Source organism: Achromobacter piechaudii NBRC 102461 (assembly GCF_001571245.1).
Classification (GTDB): Bacteria; Pseudomonadota; Gammaproteobacteria; order Burkholderiales; family Burkholderiaceae_B; genus Achromobacter; species Achromobacter piechaudii.
This window is the reverse complement of sequence record NZ_BCTK01000001.1, coordinates 131,441-148,319: the sequence shown is the minus strand read 5'-3', so window position 1 is coordinate 148,319 and position 16,879 is coordinate 131,441. Positions and strand designations below refer to the sequence as shown.

Annotated in this window: 12 protein-coding genes; 10 read left to right on the top strand and 2 right to left on the bottom strand. The window is 68.0% G+C overall.

Annotated elements, in window-relative coordinates; translation table 11 throughout:
* Nucleotides 1–117 precede the first annotated feature (117 nt).
* The 6 genes from API01S_RS00810 to API01S_RS00785 all read left to right on the top strand — a co-directional run bounded on the left by API01S_RS00810 (nucleotide 118) and on the right by API01S_RS00785 (nucleotide 7,348).
* Entirely contained in the window at nucleotides 118–642 is a 525-nt protein-coding gene (locus tag API01S_RS00810) for a MarR family winged helix-turn-helix transcriptional regulator (RefSeq protein WP_061302660.1), read from the top strand.
* A 255-nt stretch (nucleotides 643–897) separates the two neighbouring features.
* Nucleotides 898–3,012, top strand: coding sequence for a TonB-dependent siderophore receptor (locus API01S_RS00805; protein WP_061302659.1), 2,115 nt, complete (start codon nucleotides 898–900; stop codon nucleotides 3,010–3,012).
* Nucleotides 3,013–3,190: 178 nt separating this feature from the next.
* Nucleotides 3,191–4,180: a 2-keto-3-deoxygluconate permease gene (locus API01S_RS00800; RefSeq protein ID WP_050730229.1), complete on the top strand. Its 990-nt coding sequence runs from the start codon at nucleotides 3,191–3,193 to the stop codon at nucleotides 4,178–4,180.
* Nucleotides 4,177–5,394, top strand: coding sequence for a D-threonate kinase (dtnK, locus tag API01S_RS00795; protein WP_061302657.1), 1,218 nt, complete (start codon nucleotides 4,177–4,179; stop codon nucleotides 5,392–5,394). Before API01S_RS00800 ends, dtnK begins: the two co-directional genes overlap by 4 nt.
* Entirely contained in the window at nucleotides 5,391–6,443 is a 1,053-nt protein-coding gene (pdxA, locus tag API01S_RS00790; RefSeq protein ID WP_050729914.1) for a 4-hydroxythreonine-4-phosphate dehydrogenase PdxA, read from the top strand. Before dtnK ends, pdxA begins: the two co-directional genes overlap by 4 nt.
* Nucleotides 6,444–6,448: 5 nt before the next feature.
* A complete protein-coding gene (locus API01S_RS00785; protein WP_084802331.1) occupies nucleotides 6,449–7,348 on the top strand; it encodes a GntR family transcriptional regulator in 900 nt (299 codons plus the stop codon).
* A gap of 20 nt (nucleotides 7,349–7,368) precedes the next feature.
* Here the strand turns inward: API01S_RS00785 and API01S_RS00780 are convergent, their stop codons facing one another.
* Nucleotides 7,369–7,971: a TetR/AcrR family transcriptional regulator gene (locus API01S_RS00780; RefSeq protein ID WP_061302655.1), complete on the bottom strand. Its 603-nt coding sequence runs from the start codon at nucleotides 7,969–7,971 to the stop codon at nucleotides 7,369–7,371.
* 433 nt (nucleotides 7,972–8,404) lie between these two features.
* Here API01S_RS00780 and API01S_RS00775 point away from each other — a divergent pair, with 433 nt between their 5' ends.
* From API01S_RS00775 to API01S_RS00760, 4 genes are read left to right on the top strand one after another with little or no spacing between them, the layout of a single operon-like run.
* Nucleotides 8,405–9,919 (top strand): efflux transporter outer membrane subunit, encoded by a 1,515-nt coding sequence (locus API01S_RS00775; RefSeq protein WP_061302653.1) that lies wholly within the window; start codon nucleotides 8,405–8,407, stop codon nucleotides 9,917–9,919.
* A gap of 16 nt (nucleotides 9,920–9,935) precedes the next feature.
* Nucleotides 9,936–11,003 carry an HlyD family secretion protein gene (locus API01S_RS00770; RefSeq protein WP_006220615.1) on the top strand — a complete coding sequence of 356 codons (1,068 nt, stop codon included), beginning with the start codon at nucleotides 9,936–9,938 and terminating at the stop codon, nucleotides 11,001–11,003.
* Nucleotides 11,003–13,771: a ribosome-associated ATPase/putative transporter RbbA gene (gene rbbA / locus API01S_RS00765; RefSeq protein WP_457912038.1), complete on the top strand. Its 2,769-nt coding sequence runs from the start codon at nucleotides 11,003–11,005 to the stop codon at nucleotides 13,769–13,771. Before API01S_RS00770 ends, rbbA begins: the two co-directional genes overlap by 1 nt.
* A gap of 2 nt (nucleotides 13,772–13,773) precedes the next feature.
* A complete protein-coding gene (locus tag API01S_RS00760; RefSeq protein WP_061302651.1) occupies nucleotides 13,774–14,901 on the top strand; it encodes an ABC transporter permease in 1,128 nt (375 codons plus the stop codon).
* 442 nt (nucleotides 14,902–15,343) lie between these two features.
* Here the strand turns inward: API01S_RS00760 and API01S_RS00755 are convergent, their stop codons facing one another.
* Entirely contained in the window at nucleotides 15,344–16,879 is a 1,536-nt protein-coding gene (locus API01S_RS00755) for a class I adenylate-forming enzyme family protein (protein ID WP_061302649.1), read from the bottom strand.

Genomic DNA, 16,879 nt, shown 5'->3' with positions numbered 1-16,879 from the left:
ATAGGCGGATTGAATGTAGCAACGGGGCCATTGCTTGATCTAATCCAGGACTTTCCATAACGATATGCAGACGCACCGCGCGCGACGCGGCAGGCGCTGCGGCAAGGAGGAGACGCCATGCCAACCGAATCATCCCCGGCCTCGCCGCATCTGGACGACATGCTGATGTATCGGCTGTACCAGGCGTGGTCGCAGTCCAACCCGGTCTTCGTGCGCTTGTGCGAGGGCCGCTTCGGCATCACGCGGCGTGAATGGCGGATCCTGGCCTGTGCCATCGAAGGCGGCATCATGAGCTCCGCCGAGCTGGCGGCGGCCGCCAAGCTGGATCTGGCGCGCACGTCTCGCACGCTGGGCGCGCTATGCGAAAAGGGCTGGCTGCGCCGCCTGCACGACAGCGCCGACCGCCGGGTCGTGCGCATCGAGGCCACCGCCGACGGCCTGGCCCGCTATCAGGCGCTGCTGCCCGAGGTCTCGCGGCTGAACGAGCTGCTGGTGCAGGATCTGAGCGCCGCCGAAATCACACAGCTGCGTGACTTCCTGGGCCGCATCGAACGGCGCGGCCGGCAGATGGGTCAGGACAACATCGTGGCCGACAAGGCCAGCCGGCGTGAAGGCGGAACGCGGCGGGCGCAGTACGCCTGATCCGGCCGGTGTCGCGTGGGCCCAACAGCGCCACATCTGCCGGGCCACGGGCGCGGACCGCGCGAGACGCGCGCCAAGCTGCTGAAAAAAAAGAAATTTGCATGGCCGCCTGCCCTCGCGCCTGCGTCGGCCGCAGGGCTTTTTTACATCTGGGATGGCTGCTGCGGCTAGGCGAAGCGCAGCAACGCAATTAATAATAATTATCGTTGCCATTTCTATATGTAATCAGCGGCCGCAGCGCCGCAGGGGACCCACTTGAAACGCCATCCGATCCGCACCGCCCGTCAGGCGCGGCCGCAGACCTTGTTGCCCGCCGCCGCGCTGGCCGCCTGCCTGGGCGCCGCCGCGCACGCACAAACCGCCGAACCCACCACCGTCCTGCCCGCCGTGCAGGTGACGGGCACGGGTGAAACCGCGACCGGCCCGGTAGACGGCTACGTCGCCACGCGCAGCGCCACGGGCACCAAGACCGACACGCCGCTGTCCGAAACGCCGCAGGCCATCACGGTCATTCCGCGCGATCAGATCGTGGACCAGGGCGCGCAGAACGTGCAGGACGCCATGAACTACGCGGCCGGCGTGCGGCCCAACGCGTATGGCGTGGACAACCGGGGGGACTACGTGCGGATACGCGGCGTGGAGCCCGCGCAATACCTGGATGGCTTGCGTCAGTTCTTCAACTACAACAACCCGCGTACCGAGATCTACGGCATGGAGCGCGTGGAAGTGCTGCGCGGCCCCTCGTCCATGCTGTACGGACAGGGCAGCACGGGCGGCATCGTCAACCTGGTCAGCAAGCGCCCGCAAGCCGAGGCGCAACGCGAGATCGGCGTGGTGCTGGGCAATGACAACCGGCGCGAGATCCAGGCCGACCTGACCGGGCCGGTCACGGAAGACGGCCAATGGCTGTACCGCGTGGTGGCCGTGGGCCGCGACAGCGATACCCAGGTGCAACACGCGCCGGACGACCGCCTGATGCTGGCGCCGTCGCTGACCTGGCGGCCCAGCGCCGCCACGTCGCTGACATTCCAGGCGCTGTGGCAAAAGGACAAAGCCGGCACCACGCAATCGTTCCTGCCCTGGAACGGATCGGTACAAGAGAACCCGAACGGCCGCATCCCCACGCGCCGCTTCGTCAGCGAACCCGGTTTTGACGCCTACGACACCGAGCAATTCAGCGTGGGCTGGCTGTTCGAACACCAGTTCAACGACACCTGGAAATTCCGTCAGAACGTGCGCAACACGGTCAGCCGCGTCGATTACCAGTCCCTGTACCCGAACGTGTATGGCGCGCGGCGCGGCGATTCATACATCGACGCCGATCAAACCACCACCGACCGCTACTTCTACGTCAACAAGCCACGCATGCGCACGCTGCTTGCCGACCAGAACCTGGAAGGCAAGCTGCACTGGGGCCGCACCGAGCACACGGTGATCTTCGGGATGGATTATTCGCACTACCGCGAAACCAGCCAGACGGCCTCGGGCCTGGGCGCGCCGCTGAACCTGTATCACCCCGTCTACGGCAACCGGCCGGAATATGAACTGTCCGACACGCCCAAGCAAAAGCAGCAGCAACTGGGCTTCTACGCGCAGGACCAGATCAAGTTCGACAAGAACTGGATCTTCCTGGCGGGCATCCGCCGCGACCGCGCCGACAATCGCATCGAGGGCCAGGACAAGGAAACGGACTACGCCACCACCAAGCGCTTCGGCCTGATGTACGCGGCCGACAATGGCTGGTCGCCGTACCTGAGCTACAGCGAATCGTTCACGCCCATCGCGGGCTCGAACTTCTACAACGAACGCTACAAGCCGATGCGGGGCAAGCAGGTCGAAGCCGGCATCAAGTACATGCCGCGCGACGCCGACATCGAATTCACCGCCGCCGCCTACGACCTGCGCGAAAAGAACCGGCAGACCAACGATCCCGAGAACCCGAACAACCAGCTACAGGCCGGCAAGACGCGCACGCGCGGTGTTGAATTGGAATTGCGCGGCCGCGTCACCAAGAACGTGGACGTGATCGCCAACTACATCTACACCGATCCCGATCCGCAGCTCGAAGCGCTGCCCAAGCACATGGCCTCGGTGTGGGGTAAATACCGCTTCGCGCTGGCGGGCCAGCCCGGCTTCGCGGTGGGCGCGGGGGTGCGCTACCTGACGGCGTTCACGGACGGCGGCGCGCCGCAGACGCCCGCGGTCACCTTGTTCGACGCCATGGTCAGCTACGACAATGGCCCGTGGCGCTACGCCCTGAACGTCAACAACATTGCCGACCGCACCTACGAGGTGGTCTGCCTGGACCGTGGCGACTGCTTCTACGGCGCGCGCCGGACGGTCATGTTGAGCGGCGCATACCGCTTCTAGCGGCGGGCTCCGGGATGGGAAAACCTGTACGTACAGGCAGTACGTACAGGTGTACACTAGCGGTTTTCAACCCCCGCTGACAGACGCATCAACGAACGTCTGCAACCCAACAGAACCGTCCTGGAGACTCACGCAAGTGTCGACCGCCGCAACTTCCCGTTCGCCTTTTTTTGGCACCATGCAGAAAATCCCTGGTGGATTGATGCTCGTGCCGCTGATCCTGGGTTCCCTGATCGGCACCTTCGCCCCTGATGCCCTGGCCATCGGCGGCTTCACCACCGCGCTGTTCAAGAACAGCGCCCTGCCGCTGATCGCCCTGCTGATCTTCGCCACCGGCACCCAAGTGAACGCCCGCACGGGCGGCCCCATCCTGGCCACCGCCGGCACCATCCTGCTGATGAAGACGCTGGTGCCCGCCACGCTGATCATCATCCTGGGTAGCTACGTGGGCCTGGACGGCGTGCTGGGCGTGTCGATCCTGGCCTTGCTGGCTGCGTTCGACAACAGCAACGGCGGCCTGTGGCTGGCCTACACCGGCCAGTACGGCGATGCACGCGACCGTGGCGCCTACGTCGCCAGCGCGGTCAATGACGGCCCCTTCTTCAGCCTGCTGTTCCTGGGCGCTTCGGGCCTGGCCGACATCCCCATGATTGCCCTGGTGGCGGCGCTGGTGCCGTTCCTGCTGGGCGTGGTGGTCGGCAACCTGGACCCCAAGTGGCGCGACGTGCTCAAGCCCGTGCCCAACATCGTCATCCCCTTCTTCGCCTTCGCGCTGGGCACCGGCATCAATCTGGGTGCGGTCGTCAGCGGCGGCGTCAGCGGCCTGATCCTGGGCCTGATCATCAGCCCCATCACCGGCGGCCTGGTCTACCTGGGCTATCGCATGATCCTGCGCCGTGGCGGCAAGAGCGGCCTGGGCTTCGCAGCCGGCACGACGGCAGGCAACGCCATCGCCACGCCGGCCGTGGTCGCCGCCGCCGACCCCAACTTCCAGCAGTACGTGTCCACCGCCACCGCGCAAGTGGCCGCCTGCGTGTTGATCAGTTCGATCCTGGCTCCGATGCTGGCGTCGTACTTCCTCAAGCGCGCGGGTGAGCTGAAGTCCGAGGACGCAGACGTCAGCAACGCCACGCCCACCTTGGGCGAGGCGCGCGGAGAGGCGCTTTGACTCCGACGATCGCCATCGTCGCCGATGACCTGACCGGTTCGGGCGACACCGCGGTGCAGTTCGTGCGCGCCGGCTGGAGCACGCACCTGTCCATCGGCGGCGCCGACGAGGCGCTGTCCGGCCCGGCCACGGCCGGCGTCGAAGTGCTGGCCGTCACGACCCACAGCCGCGCCCTGCCCGCCGCCGACGCCGCGCGCGTCATCGACGAGAACGTGCGTCAACTGCGCGCGGCCGGCGTGTCGCGCCTGTACAAGAAGGTGGACTCCACCTTGCGCGGCGCCTTCAAGGCCGAGATCGACGCGGCGCGCGAGGCCTGGGGCCCGGACACGATCGCGGTGATCTGCCCGGCCTTCCCGGCCACCGGCCGCACCGTCGAGCAAGGCATCCTGTACGTGAACGGCAAGCCGGTCACGGAGACTTCCGCCGCGACCGACCCGGTCACCCCCGTCACCGAAAGCCATATCCCCACCCTGCTCGGCTGCGCCCACGTGGCCACGCAGGACGGCGACACGGCCGAGACGCTGGCCGCCCGCATCCGCCAGGCGGGCCACACCGTGGTGGTCGATGCCGCCACGGACGCGGACCTGGAACGGCTGGCGCGCGCCATCGGCTTGCTGGGCGAACACGCCCTGCCCGTGGGCGCGGGCGGCCTGGCCGTGCCGCTGGCGCGCGTCTGGGCCGGTGCTGATCAGACGGCGCCCGTCGTCGTCGTGGTCACCTCGCAGCACAGCGCGGCGCGCGCACAAGCCGCCGCGCTGCAAGCCACGGGCGCGGATACCTGGACGCCCTCGCTGGTGCAATTGGCCGATGACGCGGCGTGGCAGGCATGGAGCCAGCCGCTGCTGCAAGCGCACGCCACGGCCCCGGCGCACGCCGGCACCGTGCTGCTGCTGGCGCCCGAAGGCCAGATGGATGGGCTGGATTCCGAAAAAGTCGCCGACCGGCTGGGCAGCCTGGCGGCGCAACTGATTACCACCTCGCGCGCCGCCGGCGTGGTCGCCACAGGCGGCGACGGCGCACGCAGCGTGCTCGTGGCGCTGGCCGCGCGCGGCATTGCGCTGGTGGACGAAGTGATGGGCGGCGTGCCCCTGGGCACGCTGACCGGGGGCACGGCCGCGGGCCTGCCCGTGGTGACCAAGGCCGGCGGCTTTGGCACCGAAGACGTATTGGTTCGCGCCGTGCGCGCGATCCGCGACAGGAGATTCAAGCGATGACACAACCCCAACCTAACAAGCTGCCGCTGCTGGCCGTCACCCTGGGCGACGTGGCCGGCATCGGCCCGGAAATCACGGCCAAGATGCTGATGGGCCATGACGAACTGCGCCAGAAGGCGCGCCTGTTGGTGGTGGGCGACGTGGACGTGATGGTCAACGCCGTGCGCAGCCTGGGCGGCGACCCCGCCATCGTGCGCAAGCTGGACCGCGCGGCCGACTGTACCAACACTCCCGGCACCATCGAAGTGCTGCAAGCCGGCCCGTCGCTGGCTCACGTCAAGCTGGGCGAAATCAGCGCCGATGCGGGCGACGGTTCGGTGCGTTTCGTCACCACGGCCTGCGCCCTGGCGCGCGCCGGCGAAGTCGACGGCATCGTCACCGCGCCGCTGAACAAGGCCGCGATGCACGCCGCCGGCCACAAGTGGCCCGGCCACACCGAATTGCTGGCCCATGAATTCGGCGTCAAGACGTTCTCGCTGGTGCTGTCGGCGGGTGATCTCTACATCTTCCACGCGACCACCCACGTGTCGCTGCGCCAGGCCATCGAAGACCTGACCCCCACGCGCATGCGCGCCGTGCTGCGTCTGGCGGGCTCGTTCGCCAAGGCGCTGGGCCGTGGCGATCAGCCGGTCGCCGTGTCGGGCCTGAACCCGCACGCCGGCGAAAACGGCATCTTCGGCAGCGAAGACGCCGACATCCTGGCGCCCGCCGTGGCCGAAGCCAATGCGGCCGGCATCCTGGCCGCCGGCCCCATCCCGGCCGACGCCCTGTTCCCGCAAGCCGTGCGCGGCAAGTGGCAATTCGTGATCGCTTGCTACCACGACCAGGGCCACGCGCCCTTCAAGGCCGTGTATGGCGATGACGGCGTCAACATCACGGTCGGCCTGCCCGTCGTGCGCGTGTCCGTGGACCACGGCACCGCCTTCGACATCGCCGGCCGCGGCATCGCGCGCGAAGACAGCCTGATCCTGGCTGCCGAACGCGCCGCGCATCTGGCTCCGGGCTGGACGCATGTGTGGGAAACTGCGCGGGCACAAACCGGAGGTTGATTTCCATGGCGCCCGCCACGCACGACGCATTGCCCATTCTTGATCGCTCCGGCGATATCCCGCTGCACGCCCAGGTGGCGACCCTGTTGCGGGGCTTCATCCGAACGAACAAGCTGGCGGCGGGCGCCGTGCTGCCTAGCGAGGCCGCGCTGTGCGAGCGCTTCGGCGTGGCGCGCAGCGTGGTGCGCCAGGCGCTTGCGGCGCTGGCCACCGAAGGGCTGATCCAACGCGAAAGCGGACGCCCGGCGACGGTTGCCGCGCCGCAGGAACATCGCCGGCTGGTGCAGCGTTCCACGGGCTTGTACGAGCAGTTCGCGCAGTCCGGCGTGGCCTTGCAGACTCGCGTGCTGGCCTTCGCGCGCGCCGAACCGCCGGCCGACGTCGCGGCGTTTTTCGGCACCACGCAATTGCTGATGCTGGAACGCCTGCGCCACGTGGCCGACGCGCCGCTGGCCTACGTGCGCACCTGGCTGCCGGCCGATGCCGTACCCGGTCTGCGCGCCGAAGACCTGGCGGACGCGTCGCTGCATGGCGTGCTGACGCGCCGCTTCGGTTTGCGTCCCGGGGCCGGCCGCAATCAGATCCGCGCCGTGGCGGCAGACGCCAGGCTGGCGGGCCTGCTCGACACGCAGGCGGGCACGCCCCTGTTGATGCTGCAAGGCCAGGGCATGGACCAGCACGGCCGTCCGCTGGAATGGTTCACCACCTGGCATCGCGCCGAACAACTGGTGTTCGATGTGGACGTCAGCATGGGTCACGAAAGCGTGCATCCGCGTTTGCAGGAAACACCTGTCGAAGCCTCACCCACCGCTCCCGCCGCTGTGCAGGACGATCCGCTGGCGCGCGCCCAGGCATTGGTCGCCGAGCTGTCCGCCGAGCTGGCCCGGCTACGCGCCTCGACGTAAGGTTGCGGGCCCCGTGCCCGCTACAGCAGACCGCAGATCAGCGCGACATGCGCATCGCGCCGCGCCGCCAGATTCGCGCCGTCCTCGGGACCCAGCAACATCGCCATGACAATGGCATGCACCACCGGCGAGAGCAGCAGCTCGGGATGCCGGGCCGCCACGCCCGCCTTGCACAGGCCGCGTTCGCGGGCCAGCGCCAGCAGGCGCGCAATATCTTCCAGATGGACGTCGGCGGTCTCTTGCCGCCAGCGCCGCGCCAGGTGCGGCACCCTCGCGCTTTCCGCCAGCAGCAAGCGCATCATGGCGATCATGGCGGGATTGGCCAGGCTGGCATAGAGATGATCGACCAGGCATTCGGCCAGCTCCCGTGGCGTGCCCGACGCTTGCACCATGGCCTGCGCGTCCAGGCGGGGCGGACAGAGATGCCGCTCCAGCAGCGCCTGGAAAACGTCTTCTTTGCTTGAAAAATGCGCGTACAGGCCGCCCTTGGACAAGCCGGCGCGCAGCGCGATGTCATCCATGCGCGCGCCCGCGTATCCGGACGCCGAAAATTCCTGTAGCGCAGCGTCCAGGATCTGCCCCATACGCACGGTAGGAGGCAGACGCCGGCGTTGCGTGCTCATCCGTGTCTCCTTGCAAACCGGCGCGCCACAACGAAGGCCGCGCGCCGCCCGACGGCCTCATTAAAAACCGACTGGTCAGTCGTTACCTTGATTTCGATCAAAGAAAGATAGTCCCTTGGCGGGCAAAATCAGTTCCAGATATTCCAAGCCGATCGACCCGGCGCCGGCCCTGAAACCGGTCGCTGCGACGATCTTTCCCTTGGATGCGGCAAGGACGCCACGGGCCGTAAAACCGGCCTTGGCATCGGCGGCAAAGGCCGCCGCGACCGAGCCGCTGGAAGGCGCAACACCGGGGCAATCGCCCCATGGCGGGACAGGCGGCAGTGGCCGCGTACGCACTGGCCGCCCTGCCCCTCAGCCGCCCCGCGTGCGACGCGCCACGGTAACCCCGCCGGGCGTTACGTCCGGCACCAACGCGATGGAGAACCGACACATGACTCGCCGTCCGCTTCCGGCCTGGCACGCTGCCCGCCTGGCGCCGGCCGCCCTGGCCGTGCTGCTGATGCAGGGTTGCGTGTCGATGGCCCCGACCTACGAGCGCCCCGCCCTGCCGGTGGCCAGCACCTATTCGGAGCCGTCCCAGGCCGAGGCGGGCATCAACGCCGCCCGCGTGGGTTGGCGCAGCTATTTCACCGACCCCGTGCTGCAGGGCCTCATCACCGAAGCGCTGGCCAACAACCGCGATCTGCGCCAAGCCCTGCTGCGCGTCGAAGAGGCCCGCGCGCTGTACGGCATCCAGCGCGCCGACCAATTCCCCACGATCGGCGTGCAGGCCGAAGGCGCGCGCAGCCGCACCCCCGGCGACCTGAACCTGACCGGCCAGCCGATGGTCGGCAGCCAGTATCAGGCCGGGGTCGGCATGGCTTCCTGGGAGCTGGATTTCTGGGGCCGCGTGCGCAGCCTGAAAGACGCCGCGCTGGAGAACTACCTGGCGTCCGACGCCGCCGCGCGGGCCGCCACGTTGAGCCTGATCGCGCAGGTGGCCGACAGCTATTTGACGCTGCGCGAACTGGACGAACGACTGGCGCTTACCCGCGAAACCATCGCCTCGCGCGGCGAATCGCTACGCATCTTCCGCCGCCGCTACGAGGTGGGCTCGATCTCCAAGCTGGATCTGACGCAGGTGGAAACGCTGTGGCAGCAAGCCCGCGCGCTGGGCGCGGAACTGGAACAGGCGCGCGCCACGCAGGCGCATGCGCTGGAACAGCTGGTGGGCAAGCCGCTGGACCTGCCCTTGCCCAAGGCTGGCCTGGATGACGACGCCGTGATGCTGGACCTGCCGGCCGGGCTGCCGTCCGACCTGCTGACCCAACGCCCCGACATCGTGGCCGCCGAACACCAGTTGCGCGCCGCCAATGCCAACATCGGCGCGGCGCGCGCAGCCTTCTTCCCGCGCATCACGCTGACGGGCGCATTCGGCACCGCCAGCGCCGAACTGAACGGCCTGTTCGGCAGCGGCAGCGGCGCGTGGAGCTTCGCGCCCAGCCTGGACCTGCCGATCTTCGACGCCGGCCGGCGCAGCGCCACTCTGGACTTGGCCGACGTGCGCCGCGACCAGGCCGTGGCCCGCTACGAACAAAGCATCCAGAGCGCGTTCAAGGACGTTTCCGATGCGCTGGCCGCGCGTCACTGGCTGGCCGAACAGGTGCAGGTGCTGCGCGCCACCGTCGCCGCGCAGAGCGAACGCGCGCGGCTGGCCAAGCTGCGCTATGACCATGGCGCATCGCCCTATCTGGAAGTGCTGGACGCGCAGCGCGACCTGCTCACCGCGCAGCAGGCGCTGGTGCAGACGCGCCGGGCGCTGCTGTCCGCGCGTGTGGGCCTGTATGCCGCGCTCGGTGGCGGCACGCAGGCCGACGCCCCGCTCCCGACACAGAGCGCGTCGGACGTGACTACAGCGCCGCACCCCGCGCCCGACGCCATGCAAGTGCCTACCTCGACCCGATAGATCCAGGACCAGAACCATGAAGCTGCCCACTCGAAAACTGATCCCCGCTCTTGTCGTGCTGGCCGTGGCCGCTGCCGCGTTCACGGGTTGGCGCATGCTGTCCGACACCGGCCCCGGCGAAGGCTTCATCAGCGGCAATGGCCGCATCGAGGCCACCGAAATCGACGTCGCCACCAAACTGCCCGGCCGCATCCAGGACGTACTGGTGGCCGAAGGTGACTTCGTCAGCGCCGGCCAGCCGCTGGCGCGCATGCAGATCGACACCCTGAACGCGCAGCGCGAAGAAGCGCGCGCCCAGCACCAGCAGGCCGTCAACAACGCAGCCAGCGCCAGCGCCCAGATCGCGCAGCGCGAAAGCGACAAGCTGGCCGCCGAGGCCGTGGTGTTGCAGCGCGAAAGCGAGCTGGATGCGGCCCAACGGCGGCTCGCGCGGTCGGAAGCCTTGTCCAAGGAAGGCGCCTCGTCCATCCAGGAACTGGACGATGACCGCGCCCGGGTCCGCAGCGCGCAGGCAGCCGTCACCGCCTCGCGTGCGCAGGTGAAGGCGGCGGAAGCGGCCATCCAGGCCGCGCGCGCCGCCCAGGTTGGCGCGCAGTCGGCCGTGAACGCGGCCTTGGCCACCATCGCCCGCATCGATGCCGATATCGCCGACAGCGAACTGCGCGCGCCGCGCGCCGGCCGCGTGCAGTACCGCGTGGCCCAGGCCGGTGAAGTGCTGGGTGCGGGGGGCAAGGTGCTCAACATGGTCGACCTGACCGACGTCTACATGACGTTCTTCCTGCCCGAACAGGCGGCTGGCCGCGTGGCGCTGGGGCAGGACGTGCGCATCATCCTGGACGCCGCGCCGCAATACGTCATCCCCGCCAAGGTGTCCTTCGTGGCCAGCACCGCGCAGTTCACTCCCAAGACCGTCGAAACCGCCAGCGAGCGGCAAAAGCTGATGTTCCGCGTCAAGGCGCAGATCGATCCGCTGCTGCTGCAACAGCACTTGCAGCAGGTCAAGACCGGCTTGCCCGGCGTGGCCTGGCTGAAGCTGGACAGCCAGGCAGCCTGGCCCGCCAACCTTGAAGTGAAGGTGCCGTGATGGACACGACCACGATGGCCGCGTCCGTGCCGCCGGTGGTCAAGCTGTCGGACGTGACGCTGCGCTACGGCAAGACGGTCGCGCTGGATGGGATCACGCTGGACATTCCCGCCGGCCGCATGGTGGGCTTGATCGGCCCCGACGGCGTGGGCAAGTCCAGCCTGCTGGCGCTCATCGCCGGTTCGCGCGCGGTGCAGCAAGGTTCGGTCGACGTGCTCGATGGCGACATGGGCAGCAAGCGCCACCGCGACGCGGTCTGCCCGCGCATCGCCTACATGCCGCAGGGCCTGGGCAAGAATCTGTACCCGACGCTATCGGTCGAAGAGAATCTTCAGTTTTTCGGCCGCCTGTTCGGCCATAGCGCCGCCGAGCGCCGCCGCCGCATCGACACGCTGACGCGTAGCACCGGGCTGGCGCCGTTCCTGTCGCGTCCGGCCGGCAAGCTGTCTGGCGGCATGAAGCAGAAGCTGGGCCTGTGCTGCGCGCTGATCCACGATCCGGACCTGCTGATCCTGGACGAACCGACTACGGGCGTGGACCCGCTGGCGCGCGCGCAGTTCTGGGACCTGATCAACGACATCCGGCGCGAACGCAGCGGCATGAGCGTCATCGTCGCCACCGCCTACATGGACGAGGCCCAGCGCTTTGACTGGCTGATCGCCATGGACGAAGGCCGCGTGCTGGCCACCGGCACGCCTGCCGAGCTGCAACAACGCACCGGCGCCGATACGCTGGAGTCCGCCTTCATCGCGCTGTTGCCACCCGAGAAGCGGCGCGGCCACCAGCCCGTACACATCACGCCGCTGGCGCTGGACGATGATGCGCCCATCGCCATCGAGGCGCGCGACCTGACCATGCGCTTTGGCGATTTCGTCGCCGTGGACCACGTCAACTTCCGCATCCGCCGAGGCGAGATCTTCGGCTTCCTGGGTTCCAACGGCTGCGGCAAGTCCACCACGATGAAGATGCTGACCGGCCTCTTGCCGGCCAGCGAAGGCCAAGCCTGGCTGTTCGGCGTCGAGGTCGATCCCCGCAACATCGATACGCGGCGGCGCGTGGGGTATATGTCGCAGGCGTTCTCGCTCTATGGCGAACTGACCGTGCGCCAGAACCTGGTGCTGCACGCACGCCTGTTCCACGTGCCCGAGGCCGACATCGCCGCTCGCGTGGACGAAATGGCGTCGCGCTTCGACCTGGGCGACGTGCTGGACGAACTGCCCGAAAACCTGCCGATGGGCGTGCGCCAGCGCCTGTCGCTGGCGGTGGCCATGGTGCACAAGCCCGAGCTGCTGATCCTGGACGAACCGACTTCGGGCGTGGACCCCGTGGCCCGCGACAATTTCTGGCGCCTTCTGATTTCGCTGGCGCGGCAAGACCAGGTCACCATCTTCATTTCCACGCACTTCATGAACGAGGCGCAGCGCTGCGATCGGATGTCGCTGATGCACGCAGGCAAGGTGCTGGTCAGCGCCTCGCCTGACGAGATCGTGCGGCAGCGCGGCGCCAAGACGCTGGAAGAGGCGTTCATCGCCTACCTGATCGATGCCGGCGCGGGCACGCAGCCCGCATCGACGGCCGATGCGCCCCAGGACGAACGCGAGCCGCAGCGCCCCGCCCCTCACGCGGCCGAGACGCGACCCGGCGGCTTCCAGCTGCAACGGATGATCAGCTACCTGTGGCGCGAGACGCTGGAATTGCGCCGCGACCCCGTGCGTGCAACGCTCGCGCTGGCCGGCTCGCTGCTGTTGATGTTCGTGATCGGCTTTGGCATCAGCCTGGATGTGGAAGACCTGCGCTACGCCGTCATGGACCGCGACCAGACCAGCCTGAGCCAGAACTACAGCCTGAATCTGGCCGGCTCGCGCTACTTCGTCGAACGGCCGCCGATTACCGATTACCAGGACATGGATGCCCGCATGCGCAGCGGCGAGCTGTCGCTGGCCATCGAGATCCCGCAAGGCTTTGCGCGCGACGCCGAACGCGGACGCCCCGCGCAGATCGGCGTGTGGATCGACGGCGCCATGCCGCAGCGCGCGGAAACCATACGCGGCTATGTGCAGGGCATGCACCAGGGCTGGCTGCAACAACAGGCGCGCGAACGGCTGGGCGACAGCGCCGCGCAGCAGATCGGCATCGAAACGCGCTTTCGCTACAACCCCGACGTGCGCAGCCTGCCCGCGATGGTGCCGGCCGTGATCCCGCTGCTGCTGCTGATGATGCCGGCGATGCTGACGGCGCTGGCGGTGGTGCGGGAAAAAGAGCTGGGCTCGATCATCAACCTGTACGTCACGCCCGTCACGCGGCTGGAGTTCCTGCTGGGCAAGCAGGCTCCCTACGTCGCGCTGGCGATGCTTAATTTCCTGCTGATGACGCTGCTGGCCGTGACCGTGTTCGACGTGCCCATCACCGGCAGCTTCGTCACGCTGCTGGCCGCCGCGCTGATCTACAACGTGGTCGCCACCGCCATCGGCCTGTTGGCCTCGACTTTCACGCGCAGCCAGATCGCCGCGCTGTTCTTCACCATGATCGGCACGCTGGTGCCGGCGGTGCAGTTCGCCGGCCTGCTCAACCCCGTGTCATCGCTGGAAGGCGTGGGGCGCATGATCGGCCAGATCTACCCCGCCACCCACATGCTGACCATCAGCCGGGGCGTGTTCAGCAAGGCGCTGGACTTCTCCGACCTGCAAGCCTCGTTCTGGCCGTTGCTGGTGGCCATCCCGATCATCCTGGGCGCATCGGTGCTGCTCTTGAAAAAGCAGGAGACCTGATCATGCAGCGACATCTTGCCAATATCTTCCGGCTGGGCGTCAAGGAATTGTGGAGCCTGGCGCGCGATCCCATGATGCTGGTGCTGATCTTCGTGTCGTTCACGCTGATGATCTACACCGCCGCCACCGCCGTACCCGAATCGCTGCACAACGCGGCCATCGCAGTGGTGGACGAGGACGTCTCGCCGCTGTCCTCGCGCATCACCTCGGCCTTCTATCCGCCGCACTTCACGCAGCCGCAGATCGTCACGGCCACCGAGGCCGACGCGGGCATGGACGCCGGGCGCTATACGTTCTCGGTCAACATCCCGCCCAATTTCCAGCGCGACGTGCTGGCCGGCAAGCCCGCGCAGATCCAGCTGAACGTAGACGCCACGCGCATGAGCCAGGCGTTCACGGGCAGCAACTACATCCAGCAGATCGTCAGCGACGAGATCAACGAATTCGTGCGGCGCTACCGCAAGCCCACCGAGCTGCCGGTGGACCTTGCCGTGCGCATGCGCTTCAACCCCAACCTTACCCAGGCGTGGTTCGGCAGCCTGATGGAGATCATCAACAACGTCACCATGCTGTCCATCATCCTGACCGGCGCGGCGCTGATCCGCGAGCGCGAACACGGCACCATCGAACACCTGCTCGTCATGCCGGTCACGCCCACCGAAATCATGGTGGCGAAAGTGTGGTCGATGGGGCTGGTGGTGCTGGTGTCGGCGGGCCTGTCCCTGACCTTCGTGGTGCGCGGGCTGCTGCACGTACCCGTCGAAGGCTCGGTGACGCTGTTCCTGGCGGGCGTGGCGCTGCATCTGTTCGCCACCACGTCCATGGGCATCTTCATGGCCACGCTGGCGCGCAGCATGCCGCAGTTCGGCATGCTGCTGGTGCTGGTGCTGCTGCCGTTGCAGATGCTGTCTGGCGGCACCACGCCGCGCGAGAGCATGCCCGAGTTCGTGCAGCACATCATGCTGGCTGCGCCCACCACCCATTTCGTGGAATTGGGCCAGGCCATCCTGTTTCGCGGCGCGGGCCTCTCTGTCGTCTGGCAGCCGTTCCTGGCGTTGGCGCTGATCGGCAGCGTGCTGTTCGCCTTCTCGTTGAAGCGTTTTCGCAAGACCCTCAGCCAGATGGCCTGAGGCCAGTGCATTTCTTGCCCCTTACCACTTCTATAAAAGGACGCATGATGAACAAGACCACCGCCCCCCTGACCCTGGATCTGGCAAGCGCCAGCACCGCGTATTGCCAGCGACTGGCCGACCTGGCCCGCGAAAGCCAGCAGCGCTGGCTGGCATTGGGGCAACGGCTGGCCAGCAACAGCACCAACCAATGCCTGTCCACGCTGGCGCCGCTGAAGTTCGACGGCAACTGGCAGCAGATTGCGCCGGCGCTGGGTGAACTCACCCGCAAGCAGTGGCAATGCCAACTGGACGCCGCGCAGGCGATCAGCCACGCGGCGCTGCAAGATCAGGCGACGCTGGCCGCGGGCGTCAGCGAGGCGGGCAAAGCCTGGCTGCGCAGCGCATCGGCGGCCGCCGTCGGCAACCCTGCCGCTTCGCCCTTGACCCGGATCTGGTCTACCTACTTCGACGAGATGGCCTCGGCATGCTCGGCCGCGCGCGAAGCGAGTTTGGCCAGCGCCTTGCGGTCCACCTTGCCCACCGCGTTCTCCGGCAAGCGGTCCAGCCAGAGCACCTCGCGCGGCACGTAGATCCGGCCCAGCCGCGCCAGCACCTCGGCCTGGATCACGGCCGCCTCGCTCGCATCCGACTTCGCATCGGCCTTGGGCTGCACGAAGACGACCGGCACTTCGCCCAGGTCTTCGTCCGCCGCGCCAACCACGCAGCATGCGGCCACGAACGGCAGCCCCGTCACGACGCCTTCGATCAGAGCGGGCGAGATGTTTTCGCCGCCACGGATGATGACGTCCTTGATGCGGCCCGTGATGCTGAGATAGCCCGCCTCGTCGAAGCGGCCCAGGTCGCCCGTGCGCAGCAAGGCCGGCGCGGCATCGCCGCCGTTGTCCACGCCCAGGTAGCCCAGCATCAGGCTGTCGCCCTCGATGCAGATTTCACCCTCGCCGCCCGGCTCGGCCTCGGCGCCGTCGGGCAGGCGCAGCGTGACGCGCTGGCCCGCCAGCACGGTGCCTACCGAACCGATGCGGCGCGCCTCGGGTGGATTCATCGTGGACGTGCAGGTGGCTTCGGACAAGCCGTAGGACACGACCAGCGGGCAGCCCAGGAAGGCTTCGATGCGACGGTGCAGCGCTTCGGTGATCGGCGCGGATCCGCAGCGCGCAAAGCGCAGGCCCGCCAGGCTTTGCGGGTCGAATTCCAGTTCCAGCATGCGCGCATACATGGTGGGCACGCCGGTGATGATGGTGGGACGGAAGTCGCGCAACAGGCCCGGCATGTCATCGGCGCGAAAGCGGCCCGCCAACGCCACGCAAGCGCCGGCGAGCAGCGGCGCGAAGATCTGGTTGTTCAGCGCGTTGGTGTGATGCAGCGGCATCACGTGCAGCAGCCGGTCCTGGTCCGTCAAACCGGTATGCGCCAGCACGCCGCGCGCATTGTTGGCCAGCCCCCGGTGACTGAGCAGCACGCCCTTGGGGTTGCCGGTGCTGCCGGAGGTGAACAGCAACAGGCCGGGCGCATCGGGCGAAATGTCGTCGATGCGGAGTTCGCTGGCGCCGGGCGCTTGCGCCGCGCCAGCCAGTGTCGCCGCATCCAGCACTCGGGATGCGGCCAGCCCGCTGCCCGCCGCCGTCGCCAGATTGGCTTCATCGCGCAACATCCAGGTCAGCCCTACCGCCGCCACGCGCCGCGCTGTTTCCTCGGCGGACAGCCGGGGCTCCAACGGACAAGGGCAAGCGCCGGCCGCCATCACGCCCAGTATCGTCAGCACCTGATCCAGCGAACGCTCCATCGCGATGGCGACAAAGCTGCCGGGCGCAACGCCGGCCGCGCGCAGGCCGCCAGCAATGTGCGCCACGCGGCGGTGCAGGTCGGCATACGTCAGCGTGGCGTCGGCCGTCACGATGGCGGCGCGCGCCGCCCATTCAGGCTGGCGCCACGCGCGCGCGAACGCCGCGACCAGCGTCGGTTCGGCAAGGGTCAT